Annotated in this window: 14 protein-coding genes and 1 tRNA gene; 9 read left to right on the top strand and 6 right to left on the bottom strand. The window is 73.0% G+C overall.

The window, feature by feature from the left end:
- Nucleotides 1-7: 7 nt before the first annotated feature.
- Entirely contained in the window at nt 8-1792 is a 1785-nt protein-coding gene (locus tag D3273_RS10135; RefSeq protein WP_129226104.1) for an ABC transporter ATP-binding protein, read from the bottom strand.
- A 335-nt stretch (nt 1793-2127) separates the two neighbouring features.
- Here D3273_RS10135 and D3273_RS10140 point away from each other — a divergent pair, with 335 nt between their 5' ends.
- Nucleotides 2128-2532 (top strand): YkgJ family cysteine cluster protein, encoded by a 405-nt coding sequence (locus D3273_RS10140; protein WP_129226107.1) that lies wholly within the window; start codon nt 2128-2130, stop codon nt 2530-2532.
- Between the two features lie 73 nt (nt 2533-2605).
- Here D3273_RS10140 and D3273_RS10145 read toward each other — a convergent pair whose 3' ends face one another.
- The 3 genes from D3273_RS10145 to D3273_RS10155 all read right to left on the bottom strand — a co-directional run bounded on the left by D3273_RS10145 (nt 2606) and on the right by D3273_RS10155 (nt 7493).
- Nucleotides 2606-3676, bottom strand: coding sequence for an alpha/beta hydrolase (locus D3273_RS10145; RefSeq protein ID WP_245501094.1), 1071 nt, complete (start codon nt 3674-3676; stop codon nt 2606-2608).
- 6 nt (nt 3677-3682) lie between these two features.
- The gene (locus tag D3273_RS10150) at nt 3683-6496 is read right to left on the bottom strand and encodes a hypothetical protein (protein WP_245501095.1); all 2814 of its coding nucleotides are present in this window, start codon (nt 6494-6496) and stop codon (nt 3683-3685) included.
- 124 nt (nt 6497-6620) lie between these two features.
- On the bottom strand, nt 6621-7493 hold the full coding sequence (locus tag D3273_RS10155) for a protein-L-isoaspartate O-methyltransferase family protein (protein WP_129226110.1): 873 nt from the start codon (nt 7491-7493) through the stop codon (nt 6621-6623).
- 168 nt (nt 7494-7661) lie between these two features.
- Here D3273_RS10155 and D3273_RS10160 point away from each other — a divergent pair, with 168 nt between their 5' ends.
- Nucleotides 7662-9050, top strand: a complete 1389-nt coding sequence (locus D3273_RS10160; RefSeq protein ID WP_129226113.1) for a cytochrome P450 — start codon at nt 7662-7664, stop codon at nt 9048-9050.
- Between the two features lie 34 nt (nt 9051-9084).
- On the opposite strand, the gene D3273_RS10165 is transcribed toward D3273_RS10160, so the two are convergent.
- The gene (locus tag D3273_RS10165; protein WP_129226116.1) at nt 9085-9795 is read right to left on the bottom strand and encodes a COG3904 family protein; all 711 of its coding nucleotides are present in this window, start codon (nt 9793-9795) and stop codon (nt 9085-9087) included.
- A gap of 103 nt (nt 9796-9898) precedes the next feature.
- On the opposite strand from D3273_RS10165, the gene D3273_RS10170 reads away from it, so the two are divergent.
- Nucleotides 9899-11887 (top strand): alpha/beta fold hydrolase, encoded by a 1989-nt coding sequence (locus D3273_RS10170; RefSeq protein ID WP_165359450.1) that lies wholly within the window; start codon nt 9899-9901, stop codon nt 11885-11887.
- 116 nt (nt 11888-12003) lie between these two features.
- Here D3273_RS10170 and D3273_RS10175 read toward each other — a convergent pair.
- Nucleotides 12004-12079: transfer RNA gene (locus D3273_RS10175), tRNA-Ile, on the bottom strand.
- A 250-nt stretch (nt 12080-12329) separates the two neighbouring features.
- Here D3273_RS10175 and purE point away from each other — a divergent pair.
- The 6 genes from purE (at nt 12330) to D3273_RS10205 (ending at nt 17572) form a co-directional block, all read left to right on the top strand.
- Complete coding sequence (purE, locus tag D3273_RS10180; RefSeq protein WP_129226286.1) at nt 12330-12803, top strand: 5-(carboxyamino)imidazole ribonucleotide mutase; 474 nt, start codon at nt 12330-12332, stop codon at nt 12801-12803.
- Nucleotides 12796-13896: a 5-(carboxyamino)imidazole ribonucleotide synthase gene (locus D3273_RS10185; protein WP_129226121.1), complete on the top strand. Its 1101-nt coding sequence runs from the start codon at nt 12796-12798 to the stop codon at nt 13894-13896. The genes purE and D3273_RS10185 overlap by 8 nt, the downstream gene beginning before the upstream one ends.
- 308 nt (nt 13897-14204) lie before the next feature.
- Nucleotides 14205-14354 (top strand): aa3-type cytochrome c oxidase subunit IV, encoded by a 150-nt coding sequence (locus D3273_RS10190; RefSeq protein WP_129226124.1) that lies wholly within the window; start codon nt 14205-14207, stop codon nt 14352-14354.
- A 119-nt stretch (nt 14355-14473) separates the two neighbouring features.
- Nucleotides 14474-15625 carry a Re/Si-specific NAD(P)(+) transhydrogenase subunit alpha gene (locus D3273_RS10195; RefSeq protein WP_129226127.1) on the top strand — a complete coding sequence of 384 codons (1152 nt, stop codon included), beginning with the start codon at nt 14474-14476 and terminating at the stop codon, nt 15623-15625.
- Nucleotides 15626-15719: 94 nt separating this feature from the next.
- Complete coding sequence (locus tag D3273_RS10200) at nt 15720-16169, top strand: proton-translocating transhydrogenase family protein (RefSeq protein WP_129226129.1); 450 nt, start codon at nt 15720-15722, stop codon at nt 16167-16169.
- A gap of 5 nt (nt 16170-16174) precedes the next feature.
- Complete coding sequence (locus D3273_RS10205; RefSeq protein ID WP_129226131.1) at nt 16175-17572, top strand: NAD(P)(+) transhydrogenase (Re/Si-specific) subunit beta; 1398 nt, start codon at nt 16175-16177, stop codon at nt 17570-17572.
- The last annotated feature ends 76 nt before the right edge of the window (nt 17573-17648 follow it).

Below are 17648 nucleotides of genomic sequence, written 5' to 3' on the forward strand. Positions count from 1 at the left end.
CCGTTCCTCACGCACTTTCGGCCAGCACGGCCTGCCGCTCGAACAGCGCCCGATAGGCCCCGTCCGGCCGCCGGACCAGGGCGGCGTGGGTGCCGTCCTCGACGATGCGGCCCCTGTCAAAGACGAGGATGCGGTCGAGCGCCCGCACGGTCGACAGCCGGTGCGCGATGACGATGGCGGTCCGCCCCCGCATCAGCCGCTCCATCGCGTCCTGCACCAGCGATTCCGACTCGGAATCGAGGCTCGACGTGGCCTCGTCGAGGATCAGGATCGGCGCGTCGGCCAGGAAGGCGCGGGCCAGCGCCACCCGCTGCCGCTCCCCGCCCGACAGCTTGACGCCGCGCTCGCCCACGAGCGTGGCGTAGCCCCGCGGCAGCCGCGCGATGAAATCGTGCGCGTTGGCGAGCCGCGCCGCGCGCTCGATCTCGACCCGCGTCGCCCCGGGCCGCCCGTAGCCGATGTTCTCCATCAGCGAGCGGTGGAACAGCACGGGCTCCTGCGGCACGATCGCCACCCGGGCCCGCAGGGAGCCCTGGGTGACATGCGCGAGGTCCTGCCCGTCGACCGTGATGCGCCCGCCCGTCACGTCGTAGAGCCGCTGCACCAGCTTGACGAAGCTCGTCTTGCCGGAGCCGGAGCGGCCGACGAGCCCGACCCGCTGCCCGCCCGGGATCTCCACCGACAGGTCCCGGTACAGCGGCGTCGCGTGGCCGACGTAATGGAACGTCACGCCTTCGAAGCGCAGCGCCCCCGCCGACACGGCGAGCGGCCGCGCGTCCGGCCGGTCCGCCACGCCGGGCGGCTCGGCGTCGAGCGACACGAGGTCCACCATCTCGTTCACGCCCCGCTGCAGCCGGTTGATCTGGCCGCCGATGTCGCGCAGGTAGCCGTGCACCACGAAATAGGTCGTCAGCACGGTGGCGATGTCGCCGGGCGCGGCGCGGCCGTCCCACCACAGGCGGAGCGCCAGCCCCACCACGGCGGTGCGGAACAGCAGCAGCACGCCGATCTGGGCCGTGCCGCTCCAGGTGGAGCGAAGCCAGGTGCGCCGCGTGCGCCGCGCCCACTTGCCGAGCACGCGGTCGAGCCGCTCGTCCTCGCGCGATTCCGCCCCGAAGGCCTTCACCACGGCGTTGTTGCCGATCGCGTCGCTGAGCGCGCCGCTGATGCGGGTGTCCTGCGCGTTCGACAGGGCCGAGGCGGGCGCGATGAAGCGCGTCGACAGCAGCACGGCCGTGGACACGAAGACGAGCGTCCCCACCCCCACGACCGCGCCCATGGCGGGCCAGCGCGAGCCCAGCACCGCCATGGTGCCGAGCAGCACCACGATCGACGGCAGGAAGGACAGGAGCAGGATGTCGTTGAGCTCGTCGAGCGCCCACATGCCGCGCGAAATCCTGCGGACGGTGGACCCCGCGAAGCTGTCGGCGTGCCATTCGGTCGACAAGCGCTGGACCTGGGCGAAGCCGCGCCGTGCCACCTCGCCCATGCTGCCGAGCGTCATGGGCACGACGAGGCTCCACGCGACGTGGCGCAGCGCCAGGGCGCCGAAGCTCAAGCCCGTCATGGCGGCGAAGGCCGGCAGGGCGGCGTGCAGCGCGGCGGCGCGGTCGGCCAGCGACAAGGCGTCGACGAGCTTCCCCGCGTAGAAGGGCAGGAACACGTCGGCCAGCGTCGACACCGTGATGGCCGACACGAGGCCCGCCACGAGGCCGGCGCGGCTGCGCCAGGTCCGGGCCACGAAGGGGAGAACGCAGCGGAACGCGTCCGCGGAACGGGAAGGGGGCGTCATCGGGTCGGTCCGGTCGCACCCGGGCCGGGCCGGGGCGCAAAGCTGCCGGCGGCGGAATCGGGCGGTGGGAAAGGGTATCGGGAGGTCCGCGGCGCCCGTCAGGCGGCGGAAACGGCCAAGCGCTTCAGGAGGCGGGCCGGGCGGAACGGCGACAGAAACATCGGCATGCGCGTCCTCCCTCGCTCGATCGATACCGGGACCGTCCATAGACGACGCGAGGGCCGGGATCAACCCCTCGTTTCACGGCGCGGGCGAGCCCCGCCGGGGCGGGGCGGCATCGCGCCGGCCCCTGACGGCGGTCCGATGTGATACGTCGGGGCGTCCTGGAGATCCCCATGCCCGACGCCGACGCCCACGCCGCGGAGAACGATGCCGGCGATCTCGATTGCCAAACCTGCGGCGCCTGCTGCGTGGAAGCCGGCGCCGTGATCCTGGCGGACGAGGACGACATCCCGGGCCCGCTCGTCCAGCACGTCGCCAACCTGCGCTGCATGGCGACGGAGGGGACGAGCTTCCGGTGCGCGGCCCTGCTCGGCACGGTCGGGCGATCGGTGGGCTGCGGCATCTACCGGCGCCGGCCGGAGGTGTGCCGGTCGTTCGACGCCGGGTCGGACGAGTGCCTGTCGGCCCGCGACGCGATGCACCGCAAGCGCGCCCGGCCCGGCCCCCGGCCGCCGGGCTACGACCCGCGGGAGATGCCGGGCGAGGTAGCGACCGCGGGGACGACCGCGCGCGGGTAGGCGCGGAGGTCCGAAGCGGCGCCGTCGTCCGCAGGGTCCGGCCCGGGGCGAGCGCGCCCGGCCGCCCTCGCCGTCATTCGCTGGCCAGGAGCCCCGGCGCCGGGCTACGCGGGAAGCCCCGCAGCCGCGACAGCACGGCCGTCAACGGGTCGCCGCCGAGCGCGCCGGTGACGAAATCGCCGTGCGGGACGGCATCGCCCGCATCGACGAAGGCCACGGCGCCGGCTCCGATCGCTTCCCCCAGGCTGTCGTCGCCCATCGGCACGCCGCGCGCGGCCAGCCGGCGCTTCAGCGCCTCGTTGCCGGCGCGGGACGATTTGCCGTAGAGGCTGACGAAGAAGCCCGGGCCGCGGTGCAGCACGAAGCTTTCGAACGTGTCGTCCTCGCCGTAGAGGGCATCGAGCAGCACCACGCCCCGCACGCGCCGCCCGGCCCCGCCGTAGCGCAGCGCCGCGGCGGCGGGCAGGTAGCCGCCCGAATAGCCCACGATCACCACGGGGGCCGCATCGAACACGAAGGCGGCCTCGGGCGTGCCGTTGAGCTCGGCCAGGCGGCGCCCGGCTTCGCCGAGGAACTGCGCGAAGACGCCCGGCTCCCAGAACCGGCCGGCGCTGGAATCCTTGGCGTCGACGGCGAACTGCGGCACCACCAGCACGGCGTTGATGCCGGACGCGGCGAGCTGGCGCACCACGCCCTGGCGGTCGCGCACGTCGCGGTCGAGCCGCGCCTCGTTGCCGTGGAGGAAGACCACCAGCGCCGACGGCCGGCGGGGGTCGAAGCCGCGCGGGATGGACAGCAGCACGCGCTTGTCCGCGTAGGTCTGGTCCTCCCACAGCACGCCGTTGCGGAGCGAGGAATGGCCGAGGCGGGCGCCGTCGGTCACGTCCATGAAGGGCTTGCCGCGGCCCGGCGCGGCACCGTGGAAGGGGAACGGCGTCGTGTCGAAGTTGACCAGCGCGGTGGCGCCCGGGGACGGCGACAGCCCTGCGGTGCGGCGGGACAGGCCGGCGGCGAGCGACGGCGGGCTCGGCGTGCAGGCTCCCGCCAGCACGGGCAGGCCGGCGGCGAGGAGCAGGATCGAGCGGCGGGACAGGGTCAACACGAGGTCCGATCCGGGCGTGAAGCGGGGGCGGACCTCGACCATCGTCGTCTATGGTGTTTGAACGGTTAACGGCAACCCTTCGGTGCCTCGTCGGCGCTTGCCCGCGGCCGGCAGCAGGACGGCGAAGAAGGCCGGGATGGCGACGAGATAGGCCACGCCGCCGAGCGTCAGCACGGTCGACAGGCCGAACGCGGTGGCGATGAGCGGCACGGCGGCGGCTCCCACCACGGAAAAGCAGCCGTTGATGCCCCAGGCCCACAGGAACATGTGTTCCTTGCCGAGCCGCGCCAGCCAGGTCATCGCGGTCGGCATGGGGAAGCCCATGAGGTAGGCGGGGGGCGCCACCGTGAGGAAGCAGATCAGCAGGCGCAGCCCGTAGGGCAGCGTGCCGATCAGCACCAGCGCGCGGTCGAGGAAGAAGCCGTAGCCGATCAGGATGGCGCCGATGGCGCACAGGATCGCGGGCAGCACGGAGCGGGCGCGGTCGAGCGTCCGGTCCGCCGTCAGCGATCCCAGCCCCGAGAAGACCAGCATGGAGGTGATGAGGATCGAGGCCGACACGGTCGCGTTGTTCAGCGCCAGCGTGTAGTCGGCGATGAGGCCGACCTCGACCACGATGTAGCCGAGGCCCAGGCAGGCGAAATACAGGATCGCCCTGCCCTTGCCCGGCGCCGTCGAGAAGGCCGTGCGCCAGCCGAACACCAGGGGGATGACCACCAGCGAGGCGGCCGCCACCGTGGCGATGCCGAGCGTCGCCCAGAGCAGGAGGTAGCCCCACTCGTCCTGCACGATCTCCAGCCGGTCGAGCAGGTTCGGCAGGTCGCGCGGCTTCACGTAGGCGGCGAAATAGGGACGGTCGTTGGTGAGCGCGCGGGTGTCGAACACGTAGCGGTCGGCGACCTCCGGCCAGCCGCCGTAGACCAGCGCGTGGAAGGCGAGCCGGCCCATCAGGGTGGAGGGCAGCACCTTCGGGGTCGGGCCCGGGCCGCCGTCGTCCTCGACCTCTTCCGCAGCGGGCGCGGCGCCGGCCCCGTCCGCCGCCCCGGCCTTGCCGGCGGCCGGCGCCGGCGCGTCGGAGAAGATGGCGTTGCGGTAGTCGCCGAGGAGCTTGTCGGTCGCCGCCGCGTCGAAGGGGATGCCGGGGTAATAGATGTCGTCGAACGACATCGCGTGGGTGTGGTCGCGCAGCGTCGCGATCTCGGACGGGGTGAAGCCGCCCTTCTTGTAGAGCACCGTCGCGGTCGACAGGTAGGACGACACGGCGAAGAGGCTGGTCTCGATCGCCCGGGGCTCGCCCCGCGCCGCCGCGTCGGGCTCGACCGCGCGGGCCGCTTCGGCGATCGTGCCGTAGAGCTTGAGGACCGACTTCGGCGGCTCCTCCTTGTTCCACAGCGTGACGGACAGGATCCCGCCGGGCTTCAGCGCCCGCATGTAGGTTTCCATCGCCTGGCGGGTGTAGCCGTACTTTTCCACGATAGCGAAGCCGCCCGGCGCCGACAGGCCGGCGGAATCGGCGAGGCTGAGGTCGACGACGTCGTAGGACTCGGGGTGGCCGGCGAGGAACAGGCGCCCGTCGTAGTCGACGACGCGCACGCGCGGGTCGTTCAGCACGTCGCCGGTGAAGCTCTTCAGCACGGGATCGGTGCGGAAAGCCTTCAGGATGGCGGGGTTGGATTCCGCGACCGTGACGCTCTTCGAGCCGTCGCGCAGCGCCACGTCGGTGGAGATGCCGCCGCCGAACTGGATGACGAACGTGTCCGGGCTTTTGGCGATCAGGTAGGGGTAGACCATGGGGAGGAAGCGGAAATACGCCGTTTCTTCCGGCTTCAGGCTCCGCATGATGCCGCTCGGGCCTTCGCCGTCGATGTAAAGGCCGAGGTAGGCGTTCTCGGGCACCTGCGGCAGGTTGAAGGCGGCGTTGTCCGACAGGCCGGGCGCAAAATGCAGGTAGGACGAGCCGTAGACCGCGATGTCGCCGAAGGGGGAATAGTCGCGGTAGACGAGGTGGCTGTCCGGGAACTTGCGGGCGTAGGACACGCCCTTGTAGTCCGACACCGCCAGCGTGTTCAGCCCCAGCGCGGGGGGCAGGACGAAATGCGCCGCGACCGCGAGCACGCCGACGGCGAGGAGGCCCAGGTCGGCGCGCAGGGCCGACGCGCGCGCCGCGTCGGGCGGCGCCGCCGCGGAAAACCAGCACAGGCCGCCGGCCAGCGCCAGCACGATGGGCGTGACGACGAGGTTCTCGGGCGGCAGCAGGAACAGCGTGCCGAGGAACAGGAGGCCGCCGAGGCCCGCGCCCACGAGGTCGGCGAAGTACACGCGGGCGAAGAACCGGTCCGCCTTGAGGAACACGGTGCCGAGAAACAGCGCGCCGGCCAGGAACGGCACGAGGTAGAGGGCGAAATTGGCGGCGAGGCGCCACTTCTGGTTCGGGTCCGACAGCAGGAAGATGGCGTTGAACGGCACCTGCTGGGCGACGAGGTTGGCGGCGACGAGCAGCGGCGCGAACAGCACCACCGAGGTGCCCGCGACGGCGCGCCAGTGGCGCGCGAAGAAGCCCTTGCCGATGCACATGACGGCCGACACGAGGCCGAAGGCCAGCATGGCGAGGCTGACCACCAGGGAGCCGAAATGCGCCCAGGACCCCACCGAGAAGATCCGCATGATGCAGATCTGCAGTGCGATGACGGCGCCCGCCACGAGGCCGACGCCGAGGTAGAGCGCCAGGCTCGGCACCAGCGCCCGCGCGGGCTCGGCGGCGGGGGGCCGCCGGGCCGGGCCGGGCCTGGGGGACGCGTCCCACCCTTCCCAGCCGATCGGCGCGCGGGAACGGGCGCCGGGCGCCGAGGTTTGGGCGGTCATGGGTGGGATGCTCGTCCTGTTCCGCCCGTCCCCGCGGGGGCGGGGATCCGGCGCGACGGTGGCGGCCGACGGCCCCTCCGCTTCGTCCCCGCCCGCGCGGGGACGGGCGGAGGCGACGGCGGCGTCACTTGTTGTGGTTGCCCTGGATGGCGTCGCCTTCGAGCTTGGTGAAGGGGACGAAGGGCACGACCTTGTTGAAGATGTCGGACCGCGCCACCGTGATGGAGCCGTCGGCCGCGACGGTCTTCTCGACCTTGAGCACGCGCTGGGCGCCGGGCGGACCCACCGGGATCACCATGACGCCGCCGGGCTTCAGCTGCTGCAGCAGCGGCGGCGGGATGTGGTCGATGCCGCAGGTGACGACGATCTTGTCGAAGGGGCCGTTCTCGGCCCAGCCGTAGTAGCCGTCGGCGTTCTTGGACGCGATGGCCTTGAACTCGCCGTAGCCCTTGCCGATCAGCTCGTCGTAGGTGGAGCGGGTGCGCTCGGCCAGCGGCTTGATGATCTCGATCGACCACACCTTGTCGGTGAGGTGGCTGAGGTAGGCCGACTGGTAGCCCGAGCCCGTGCCGATCTCGAGCACCTTCTCGCCCGGCTTCACGTCGAGCGACGACGTCATCCGGGCGACCGCGTGGGGCCCCGAGATCGTCACGCCGTAGCCGATGTCGAGGAAGGCATGGTCGTAGGCGCGCGACAGGTTGGCGGGGCGGACGAAGTCTTCCCGCGGGGTCAGCAGGAAGGCGCGGCCGTCCTTGGCGTCCCACACGTCGTGGTTGCGCAGCAGGGCTTCGTACCGGTCCCACTTCTCGCCGAGGAACTTCGGGTCCTCGCCGCGGTTGGCCACCATCCACTTGACGAAGTCGTCACGCCCCGTGACGGGCGGCGTCATGGCGGCGTCGTAGGGCTTCGGCGTGTCGGCGAGCGCGAAGCCCGGCCGCCACAGCAACGCCGAGGCCGCGAGGCTCCCCGCCCCGATGAGGAATGTGCGACGATCCAAGATCCGCCTCCCAGCGAAAGTCACGGCGATTGTGCAGCGCGGTTGAACCGGACGCTACGGGCCATCACAACCCTTGGCAAGCGCCGGTGAACCGGGTTTGAACGCGGGCCACCGACAGGGTGAACGCCGCGGGCCCCCCGCGGCGGGCCCGCGACGAGGCCGCGACGCATGACGGGTGGACCCGCTCCCGAGATCCCCGCCCTGGCGACGAGCCGCCTGTCGACGCTGGGCGTGCTGGCGCGGCTGCTGCGCGACCCCTTGAGCGCCCTGCCGCCCGAGGTCCACACGGCGCCGGTCGTGGAAGCGCGCTTCGCCGGCGGCCAGCGGCTGTACCTGCTCGACCCCGCCCTGATCCAGGACGCGCTGGTGCGCCATGCCGACGACCTCACCAAGACGTCGGACATCCGCCGCGTGCTCGGCCCGGCGCTCGGCGACGGGCTGCTGACCGCCGAAGGCGCGCATTGGCGCTGGCAGCGGCGGGGCGCCGCGCCCGCCTTCGCGCCCGGCCGGCTCGCCGGCTTCCTGCCCGCCATGATCGCCGCCGCGGACGCCACGGCGCGGCGCTGGGCGGCGCTGGGCGAGGGCGCCGTGGTCGACATCGGCCACGAGACCACCGTGACGACCTTCGACATCATCGTGTCGACCATGCTGTCCGGGGGCGCGGGCCTCGACGTCGCGCGGGTCGAGCGCAGCGTGTCCGACTACCTCGCGCCCGCGGGGTGGATGTTCGCCATCGGTGTGCTGGGCCTGCCCGCCTGGACGCCCCACCCCGGCCGGCGCAGGGCGCTGGCGGCGGCGCGCTGGTTCCGCGGCGCGATCCGCGATGCGGTGGCGCGGCGGCGGGCCGAGCCCGGCGGCGGGGGCGACCTCGTGACGATGCTGCTCGGCGGCGCAGACCCCGAAACCGGCCGCGCCATGACGGACGGGGAACTCGCCGACAACATCGCGACCTTCATCGCGGCCGGCCACGAAACCACCGCCAACGGGCTCGCCTGGGCGTTCCATCTCCTGTCGCGCCACCCCGACCAGGAGGAGCGGCTCGTCGCCGAGGTGCAGCGCGTGACGGGCGGCGGCCCGGTGCGGCCCGAACACGTCGAGGGTCTGGTCCTCACCCGCGCGACCTTCGAGGAAGCGATGCGGCTCTACCCGCCCGCGCCCCTGATCGCGCGGCGGGCGCGGCGCGGGTTCCCGCTCGGCCCGGCCCGGGTCGAGGAGGGCGGCGTGCTGGTCGTGCCGATCCACGCGCTGCACCGCCACCGCCTGCTGTGGGACGAGCCCGAGCGCTTCGACCCGGACCGGTTCCTCCCCGACCGCGCGAGGGCGCGCCACCGTTACAGCTTCATGCCCTTCGGGGCGGGGCCGCGCGTTTGCATCGGCGCGGGCTTCGCCACGCTGGAAGCCGTGGCGATCCTGGCCGTGCTGCTGCGCGCCTTCCGGGTCGAGGGCACGACCGCCGCCGAGCCGCGCCCGAGCATGCGCGTGACGCTGCGGCCGGCGGCGCCGATCCGCATGAGGCTGCGGGCGCGGGACCCGGGGAACCGCGCTTCCCCGACCTGATCGCCGGGCCGGGGGCCGCGGGGCCGCGCGCCCTTCAGCTCTTCGCCCCGAAGGCGTCCCGGTCCGTGGCGATGCGGGTGGCGCCGAGTTCCGCGGGGGTCATCCAGTGCAGCCCCGCCGCGGGGGTCGCCCGCATCAGGGCGACGAGCCCGGGCGTTTCGCCCATGGCGGCGAGGTAGCGCTCCACGGCGGCATAGTCCCGCGGCGGCGCGTCCGTGTAGACGTCGCGGCTCGACAGGACGCGCCGCGACAGGAGTTCCCGCCCGACCACGACGCCGCGCCGCTTGAGCACGCGGTACACGTCCCAGGTGCGGCTGTAGGTGGTCCAGTCGACGAGGCGGTGGACGCCCACCTCGGCGCCCGGCCCGATGCTGCGGCGCACCCCGGCGGCCAGCACCAGCACGCAGGCGGACGCGCATTGCGCATCCGCGTCGGTCGGCGCGCTCCCCGCCACCCGGGCCACCGCGACGGCGAGCCCGCGGGCGCGGATCAGCCGCCCGATGGCGAGGGCCGGCGCGATCGCGCCGCCGGGCGAGTCGACCAGCACCGTCGGGCGCCCCGGCCCGGCGCGGTCGAGCGCCGCCCGGACCACGGCCTCGGAACCCGGCCCGATGCGGCCGTGAAGCGCCACGAAGCGTCCCGGCCGGACCTCGGCCGACAGCGGCGTGCGCGTGTCGGCGGCCGTGAAGGCCTGGGCCGGGGCGCCGAGGAGGGCGAGGGCGAGGAGGGCGAGATGGCACCGCATGTCCGCCATCATGGCGTGGCACCGGGGCGGCGTCGACGGTCCGCGGCGCCGCGGACGGAACAAGGCGCGGGCCGGGCACGTCGGAGCGGGGGCGACGCTGGGGATGGCTGGGATCACGATGTTGAAGGCTGCCGTCCTGTCCGCCCTGCTCGGTGCTCTCGCCGCGTCCTGCGGGCCCGCGCGCGCCGCCGAAGCCGGGCTGACGCTCGGCCGGCTCGCGCTGACACCGTGCATCGCCGGCTACGGCGGGTTCTGCGGGACGCTGCCGGTGCCGCTCGACCGCCGCGACCCCGGCCGGGGCACGATCGAGGTCGGCTTCGAGTTCTACCCCCACACCGGGCCCGGCGCCTCGGCGGGGCTGATCCTGGCCCAGGAAGGGGGCCCCGGCTATTCCACCACCGGCTCGCGCGACGGCTACGTGCGGATGCTGGGGCCGTTGCGCGCCGACCGCGACATCCTGCTCGTCGACAAGCGCGGCACCGGCCGCTCCGCCGCGGTGGACTGCCCGACCCTGCAGCTCGACGCCGAAGCCTCGCAGGCCGACATCGCCGCCTGCGGCCGCCAGCTCGGCGCCGACGCCTGGCATTACCGCACCGCGGACGCCGCCGACGACGTGGCCGAGGTCGTGGCGGCGCTGGGCTACACCAGGGCGGCCTTCTACGGCGACAGCTACGGCACGTGGTTCGGCCAGGTGCTGGCCGCGCTGCACCCCGACCTCCTCAGCGTCATGGTGCTCGACAGCGCGTATCCGGTGGCCGACGACCCGGTCGACACGGAGGTCACCCACGGGCAGGCCGCGATGGAGATCGTGTGCCGGCGCTCGCCCTCCTGCGCGGCGCTGGGCGGCTCGGCCGACGCGCGCTTCGCGGCCCTCCTGGCGCGGCTGCGGGCCGAGCCCGCGACCGGGCCGGCGCCGGACGGCAACGGCGTGCCCCGCACCGTCACGGCCGACCCGGGCGCGCTGTTCCTCGTGGTGGCGACGGCCGGCAACGCGCCCACGACCTGGCGCGACCTCGACGCCGCCGGCCGCGCCCTGGCGGATTCGGGGGACGCCGCCCCGCTGCTGCGCCTCGTCGCCGAAGCGCGCGGCGGTTTCGGCGGCGGCCCCAACGTCCAGGCCTTCAGCGCCGGGCTGGCCGACGCCGTGCAATGCGCCGACTACCCGGCCAAGTTCGGCCGCGCCGCGGCCCCGCCCGAGCGGGAAGCCCAGCTCGACGCCTACGTGGCCGGGCTCGAGCGGCGCGACCCCGGCACCTTCGCGCCCTTCACGCTGGCCGACGCGTTCCGCAACCCCTACGACGTGCAGGGCTACCGCACCTGCCTCGCCTGGCCGGCGCCTCCCGCCGACGCGGCGCCCCCCGGCCCCCTGCCCCCCGGCACGTCGCTGCCGCGCATACCGACGCTGGTGCTCGCCGGCGAACTCGACACGGTGACGTCGCCGGCCGAAGCGCGCGCCACCGCGGCGCTGATCCCCGGCGCCGTCGCGATCGAGGTCCGCAACGGGCTGCACGAGACCGCCATCGCCGACGAGGGCCAGTTCCCGTCCCCGACCGGCGAAGACTTGGCCGGCTGCGTCGGCCCCATCGTGCGCCGCTTCATCGCCAGCGCCGGCCAAACGGGCGACACGTCCTGCATCGCCCGGATCCGCCCCATCCGCACCGTGCCGGCCTTCGCGCGGTCCTGGACCGCGGTGGCGCCGGCCTCGCCCGCCGCGGGCGACGCATCGGGCCGCGACGGGCTGCGCCTCGCGTCGGCGGCGGCGGAAACCGTGGGGGACGCCGTGGCGGAGTTCGCCGTCAGCCAGATCGGCACCGGCGCGGGGCTGCGCGGCGGCACCTTCTCGATCGTGGCGACCGCGACCGGCTACCAGCTCGTGCTGGCGGGCCTGCGCTGGACCGAGGACCTGGCGGTGGACGGCACGGTGGACTGGAACCAGGCGACGGGCGCGGTCTCGGCCGAGGTGACGCTCGACGCGCCCGGCCATTCCGGCACCGTCCACCTCGCGTGGAACGATCGCGACGCCGACGCCCTGGCGACGCTCGACGGCACGGTCGACGGCCACGTCCTGGCGGCGACGCGGCTGGCCCCGTGAGGGGGCGCGGCGCAGATGCGCGGCCCTTTTCGCGCCTGCGAGGAGGTATCTCTACCGCGGCGACTCCCGTGACGCGGCAGAGCGCAGCATGACGAGACCTGAGTGCTTGTGAACGCTGGTGGGCCGTGCAGGACTCGAACCTGCAACCAGACCGTTATGAGCGGCCGGCTCTAACCATTGAGCTAACGGCCCGAGCCGGGCGCCCGGGCGCGGCGGGATCGGTGGGGCGGACGCTACAGCGGATCGCGGCGCCGATGCAACGGCCCGGGCCCGCATTTCAACGGTTGACGGCGTTCGCGCGCCCCCTTCCGCGCGCCGCCCGATCCGCCTAGATTGCGGGGCTTCGGACATCGCGGAAGCCCGGCACGCGGCGGGGCGCGGGTTGGGGGCGGGGGAACCGGTGCAGACAGAGACCGCCGACGGCGCGCCCGTGGCCATCATCATGGGCAGCCAGTCAGACTGGGCCACCATGCGGCACGCGGCCGACACGCTCGATGCCCTCGGGGTGCCCTTCACGGCGCGCATCGTGTCGGCCCACCGCACACCGGACCGGCTCGTCGCCTTCGCCAAGGGCGCCAAGGCCGCCGGCCACAAGGTCGTCATCGCGGGGGCGGGCGGCGCCGCCCACCTGCCCGGCATGGCGGCCAGCATGACACCGCTGCCGGTGTTCGGCGTGCCGGTCGAGACCCACGCGCTCGGCGGGCGGGACAGCCTGTATTCCATCGTGCAGATGCCGGCGGGCGTGCCGGTGGGCACGCTGGCGATCGGCCGGGCCGGCGCCGTCAACGCCGCGCTGCTCGCCGCCGCCGTGCTGGCGCTGTCGGACCCCGCCCTGGCCGAGCGGCTCGACGCCCACAGGGCGCGGCAGACCGCCGGCGTGGCGGAAGCCCCGCGCGACGAGGCGACGGGTGGCTGAGCCCGCCGTTTCCCCCGGCGACACGCTGGGCATCCTCGGCGGCGGCCAGCTCGGCCGCATGATCGCCATGGCGGCGGCCTCGCTCGGCCTGAAGAGCCACGTCTTCTGCCCCGACGCCGACAGCCCCGCCTTCGAGGTCGCCGACGCCCACACCATGGCGGATTACCGCGACGAGGCCGCGCTCGGCCGCTTCGCCAAATCGGTGTCGGTCGTCACCTACGAGTTCGAGAACGTCCCGGCCGAGACCGCGGCGGTGCTGGCGCGCCACGCCCCCGTGCGGCCGAACGGCGACGCGCTGAGGACCTCGCAGGACCGCCTGATCGAGAAACAGTTCATCCGCTCGCTCGGGCTCGAAACCGCGCCCTTCGTCGCCGTCGACGATCCCGGCGCCCTGGCCCGCGCCGTGGCCCAGCTCGGCCGGCCATCGATCCTGAAGACGCGCCGCTTCGGCTACGACGGCAAGGGCCAGGCCATGGTGCGCGAAGGCTCGGACCTCGCCGTGGTGTTCCGCTCGCTGGGGCAGAAGTCCATCCTCGAAGGCGTCGTGCCCTTCGTCCGCGAAGTGTCGATGATCGTGGCGCGCGGGGTCGACGGGGGTTTCCGCGCCTACGAGCTCAACGAGAACAACCATTCGGGCGGCATCCTGGCCACCACCACCCTGCCCGCCCGGGTGTCGCCGGACACGGAACGGCTCGCCGCCGAGATGGCGCGCCGCATCGCCGACGCGCTCGACTACGTCGGCGTGCTCACGGTCGAGATGTTCGTGGTGCCGGGCCGGAACGGCGGGCCGGAGCGGCTCGTCGTCAACGAGATCGCGCCGCGGGTGCACAATTCCGGGCATTGGACGCTGGGCGGGGCCGCGACCTCGCAGTTCGAGCAGCACGTGCGCGCCGTCTGCGGCTGGCCGCTCGGCTCCACGCAGCGCTTCGGCGCCATCCAGATGCGCAACCTCATCGGCGACGACGTCGGCGCCTGGCGCACCATCCTGGCCGAGCCGGGGGCGAGCCTCCACCTGTACGGCAAGGCGCAGCCGCGGCCGGGGCGCAAGATGGGCCACGTGACGCGCGTGACGCCGGAGCCGCGGAAGGGCTGATCCGGCCGGCGAACCGGCCGCCACCGCCGCGGGCCCCTCGGTCCGCGCTGCCGGGCGAGCGACGCGGGACGCCCTGTCGGCGGCGCCGAAAGCCTTCGAAACGCGGGCCTGCACGACGGCTGCACAGATTGCATACAAAATCCGCAGGTCGCGCCAAAAAAGCAGCGGCGAACGGCGGTTGAGTCGTTTGCCGTCATGTCGTGTTTGAGTTAGACGAAAATCAGTCGACCGCCCTTCGAGGGCGGCGGGATCGGCGTGCCGCGGCCTCCCTCGGCCCGGGCCCGGTCGAGCACGGGAGGCGGACGCGAATGGCCACGCACGACGACGTTCCCATGAACCCCGAATACATGGATTACGCCGAGCACGAGCGGACCTACAGCGGCTTCATCACCGTCACGAAGTGGGGCGTGGTCGCGGTGGCGGGCCTCCTCGTCGTCCTGATGTTCTTCATCCTGTGACGGTCCGGCGCCCGAGCGGCGCCGATGCGACCCCGCCCGACTTCATGAGGGCGCGAAACGGGATCGCGCGCGGTCCCCGACGCGATCCCGCCGACATCCCCGTGCCTGAGGAACCAACGATGCGCATCGCCGTGCCCGCCGAGACGGCGGAAGAGCCGAGGGTCGCCGCCACGCCGGAAACGGTGAAGAAGCTGATCGCGCTGGGCGGCACCGTCGCGGTGCAGAGCGGTGCCGGCAGGTCGTCCGGCCTCACCGACGAGGCGTTCCGCGCCGCCGGCGCGAGCGTCGAGCCCGATGCCGCCGCGACGCTGAAGGACGCCGACGTGGTCCTGAAGGTGCGCCGCCCCGAGGCCGCCGACCTCCCCCATTACAAGCGCGGCGCCGCCGTGCTGGCCATCATGGACCCCTACGGCCAGGACGCGGCCCTGAAGGCCATGGCGGAGGCCGGCCTCAACGCCTTCTCGATGGAGCTGATGCCGCGCATCACCCGCGCCCAGGTGATGGACGTGCTGTCGTCCCAGGCCAACCTCGCCGGCTACCGCGCCGTGATCGACGCCGCCGAGCAGTACGGACGCGCCTTCCCGATGATGATGACGGCCGCCGGCACGGTGCCCGCCGCCAAGGTGTTCATCATGGGCGTCGGCGTGGCGGGCCTGCAGGCGATCGCGACGGCGCGGCGCCTGGGCGCCATCGTCACCGCCACGGACGTGCGGCCCGCCACCAAGGAGCAGGTGGAATCGCTCGGCGCCAAGTTCGTCGCGGTCGAGAACGAGGAGTTCAAGAACGCCGAAACGGCCGGCGGCTACGCCAAGGCCATGTCGGACGACTACCAGCGCCAGCAGAACGAGCTGGTGGCGACCCACATCGCCAAGCAGGACATCGTCATCACCACGGCACTGATCCCGGGCCGCCCGGCCCCGAAGCTCGTCACCGCCGGCATGGTGAAGAGCATGAAGCCCGGCTCGGTGGTGTTCGACATGGCGGTGGAGCGCGGCGGCAATTGCGAGCTGTCGAAGCCCGGCGAGGTGGTGGACGCGGACGGCGTCAAGGTCGTGGGCTACCTCAACGTGCCGGGGCGCCTCGCCGCCACGGCGTCGAGCCTCTACGCCCGCAACCTTTACGCCTTCCTGGAAACGCTGGTGTCGAAGGACACCAAGGCGCTCGCCATCGATTGGACCGACGAGCTGGTGAAGGCCACGGCGCTCACCCGCGACGGGGCGGTCGCGCATCCGAACTTCGCCCCCAAGCCCGCCGAACCCGCCATCGTCTGACCGGCGGCCGCGCCGGCCGCCCCTAAGCTTCGAGCCGACCCGTCGGTTCCCCTCCCGTTTTCCCCCCGACCCTCCCACCGACGAGGACGCGCCGATGGCGGCCGACACCCAACAGATGCTCTACGAGAAGGCGCAGGCCGCCGCCGACATCGCCCAGCAGGCCGCCCTTTCGGCGCGCGCCTACGCGGACGGGATCGGCCACGGCGCAGCCGGCGCCGTGCATGCCGCCACGGGCGGGGCGGTCGACCCCTTCGTGTTCCAGCTCGCCATCTTCGCCATGGCGTGCTTCGTCGGCTACTACGTGGTGTGGGCCGTGACGCCGGCGCTGCACACGCCGCTGATGTCCGTCACCAACGCCATCTCGTCGGTGATCGTGGTGGGCGCCCTGCTGTCGATCGGCGTCGGCGTGACGCCCGACAACTGGGGCGGCGCGGTGGCGGCCCGCATCTTCGGCTTCATCGCCCTGGTGCTGGCCTCGGTGAACATCTTCGGCGGCTTCCTGGTCACCGAGCGCATGCTCGGCATGTACAAGAAGAAGGGCTGAGCGCCATGGGAGCCAACCTCGCCGGCCTGCTCTACCTCGTTTCGGGCATCCTGTTCATCCTGGCGCTGCGCGGACTGTCCTCGCCCGCCACCTCGCGCCAGGGCAACCGCTTCGGCATCGCCGGCATGACCATCGCGGTGGTCACGACGCTGTGGTACCGGCCGCCGGCGGACGCCTTCGCGTGGCTGATGGTGATCGTCGGCCTCGGCGCCGGCGCCGGCATCGGCGCCTGGAAGGCGCGCTCGGTCAAGATGACCGACATGCCCCAGCTCGTGGCGCTGTTCCACGCGCTCGTCGGCCTCGCGGCCGTCACCACGGCGGCGGGCGCCCTCTACGCTCCCCAGGCCTTCGGCATCGGCGTGCCGGGCGCCATCGAGGGCCACAGCCTGGTCGAGATGTCGATCGGCGCCGCCATCGGGGCGCTGACCTTCACGGGCTCGGTGATCGCCTTCGCCAAGCTCGACGGCCGCATGTCGGGCAAGCCCATCATGCTGCCCAACCGCCACGCCATCAACATCGGCCTCGGCGTGCTGGTGCTGGCGCTGATCGTGTACTTCGTGGCGTCGAGTTCGGCGGTCGCGTTCTGGCTCATCGTGCTGGCGGCGCTGGCGCTCGGCGTGCTGCTGATCGTGCCGATCGGCGGCGCCGACATGCCGGTGGTGGTGTCCATGCTGAACAGCTATTCGGGCTGGGCGGCGGCCGGCATCGGCTTCACGCTGGGCAACCTCGCGCTGATCATCACCGGTGCGCTGGTGGGCTCGTCGGGCGCGATCCTCAGCTACATCATGTGCAAGGGCATGAACCGCTCCTTCGTGAGCGTCATCCTCGGCGGCTTCGGCGGCGAAACGGCCTCGGCCGGCGGCGCCGTCGAGACCCGCCCCGTCAAGCAGGGCTCGGCCGAGGACGCGGCCTACATCATGAAGAACGCGTCCAAGGTCATCATCGTGCCGGGCTACGGCATGGCGGTGGCCCAGGCCCAGCACGCGCTCCGCGAGATGGCCGACATGCTGAAGAAGGAGGGCGTCGAGGTGAAATACGCCATCCATCCCGTGGCGGGCCGCATGCCGGGGCACATGAACGTGCTGCTGGCGGAAGCCTCCGTGCCCTACGACGAGGTGTTCGAGCTCGAGGACATCAACTCGGAATTCGCGCAGGCCGACGTCGCCTTCGTGATCGGCGCCAACGACGTCACCAACCCGTCGGCCAAGACCGACAAGGCGTCGCCCATCTACGGCATGCCGGTGCTCGACGTGGAGAAGGCCAAGACCGTGCTGTTCATCAAGCGCGGCATGGGGTCGGGCTATGCCGGCGTCGAGAACGAGCTGTTCTTCCGCGACAACACGATGATGCTGTTCGCGGACGCGAAGAAGATGGTCGACACCATCATCAAGAACCTCGACTGATACGGCATCCGGCTGAATAGGCCGGAGCCGTATCACAAGCCCGCGCGGCGCTTGAGCGAAGCCGGCTTCCGCGCCG

The organism is Lichenibacterium minor, from assembly GCF_004137685.1.
In the GTDB taxonomy this organism is placed as follows: domain Bacteria; phylum Pseudomonadota; class Alphaproteobacteria; order Rhizobiales; family Beijerinckiaceae; genus Lichenihabitans; species Lichenihabitans minor.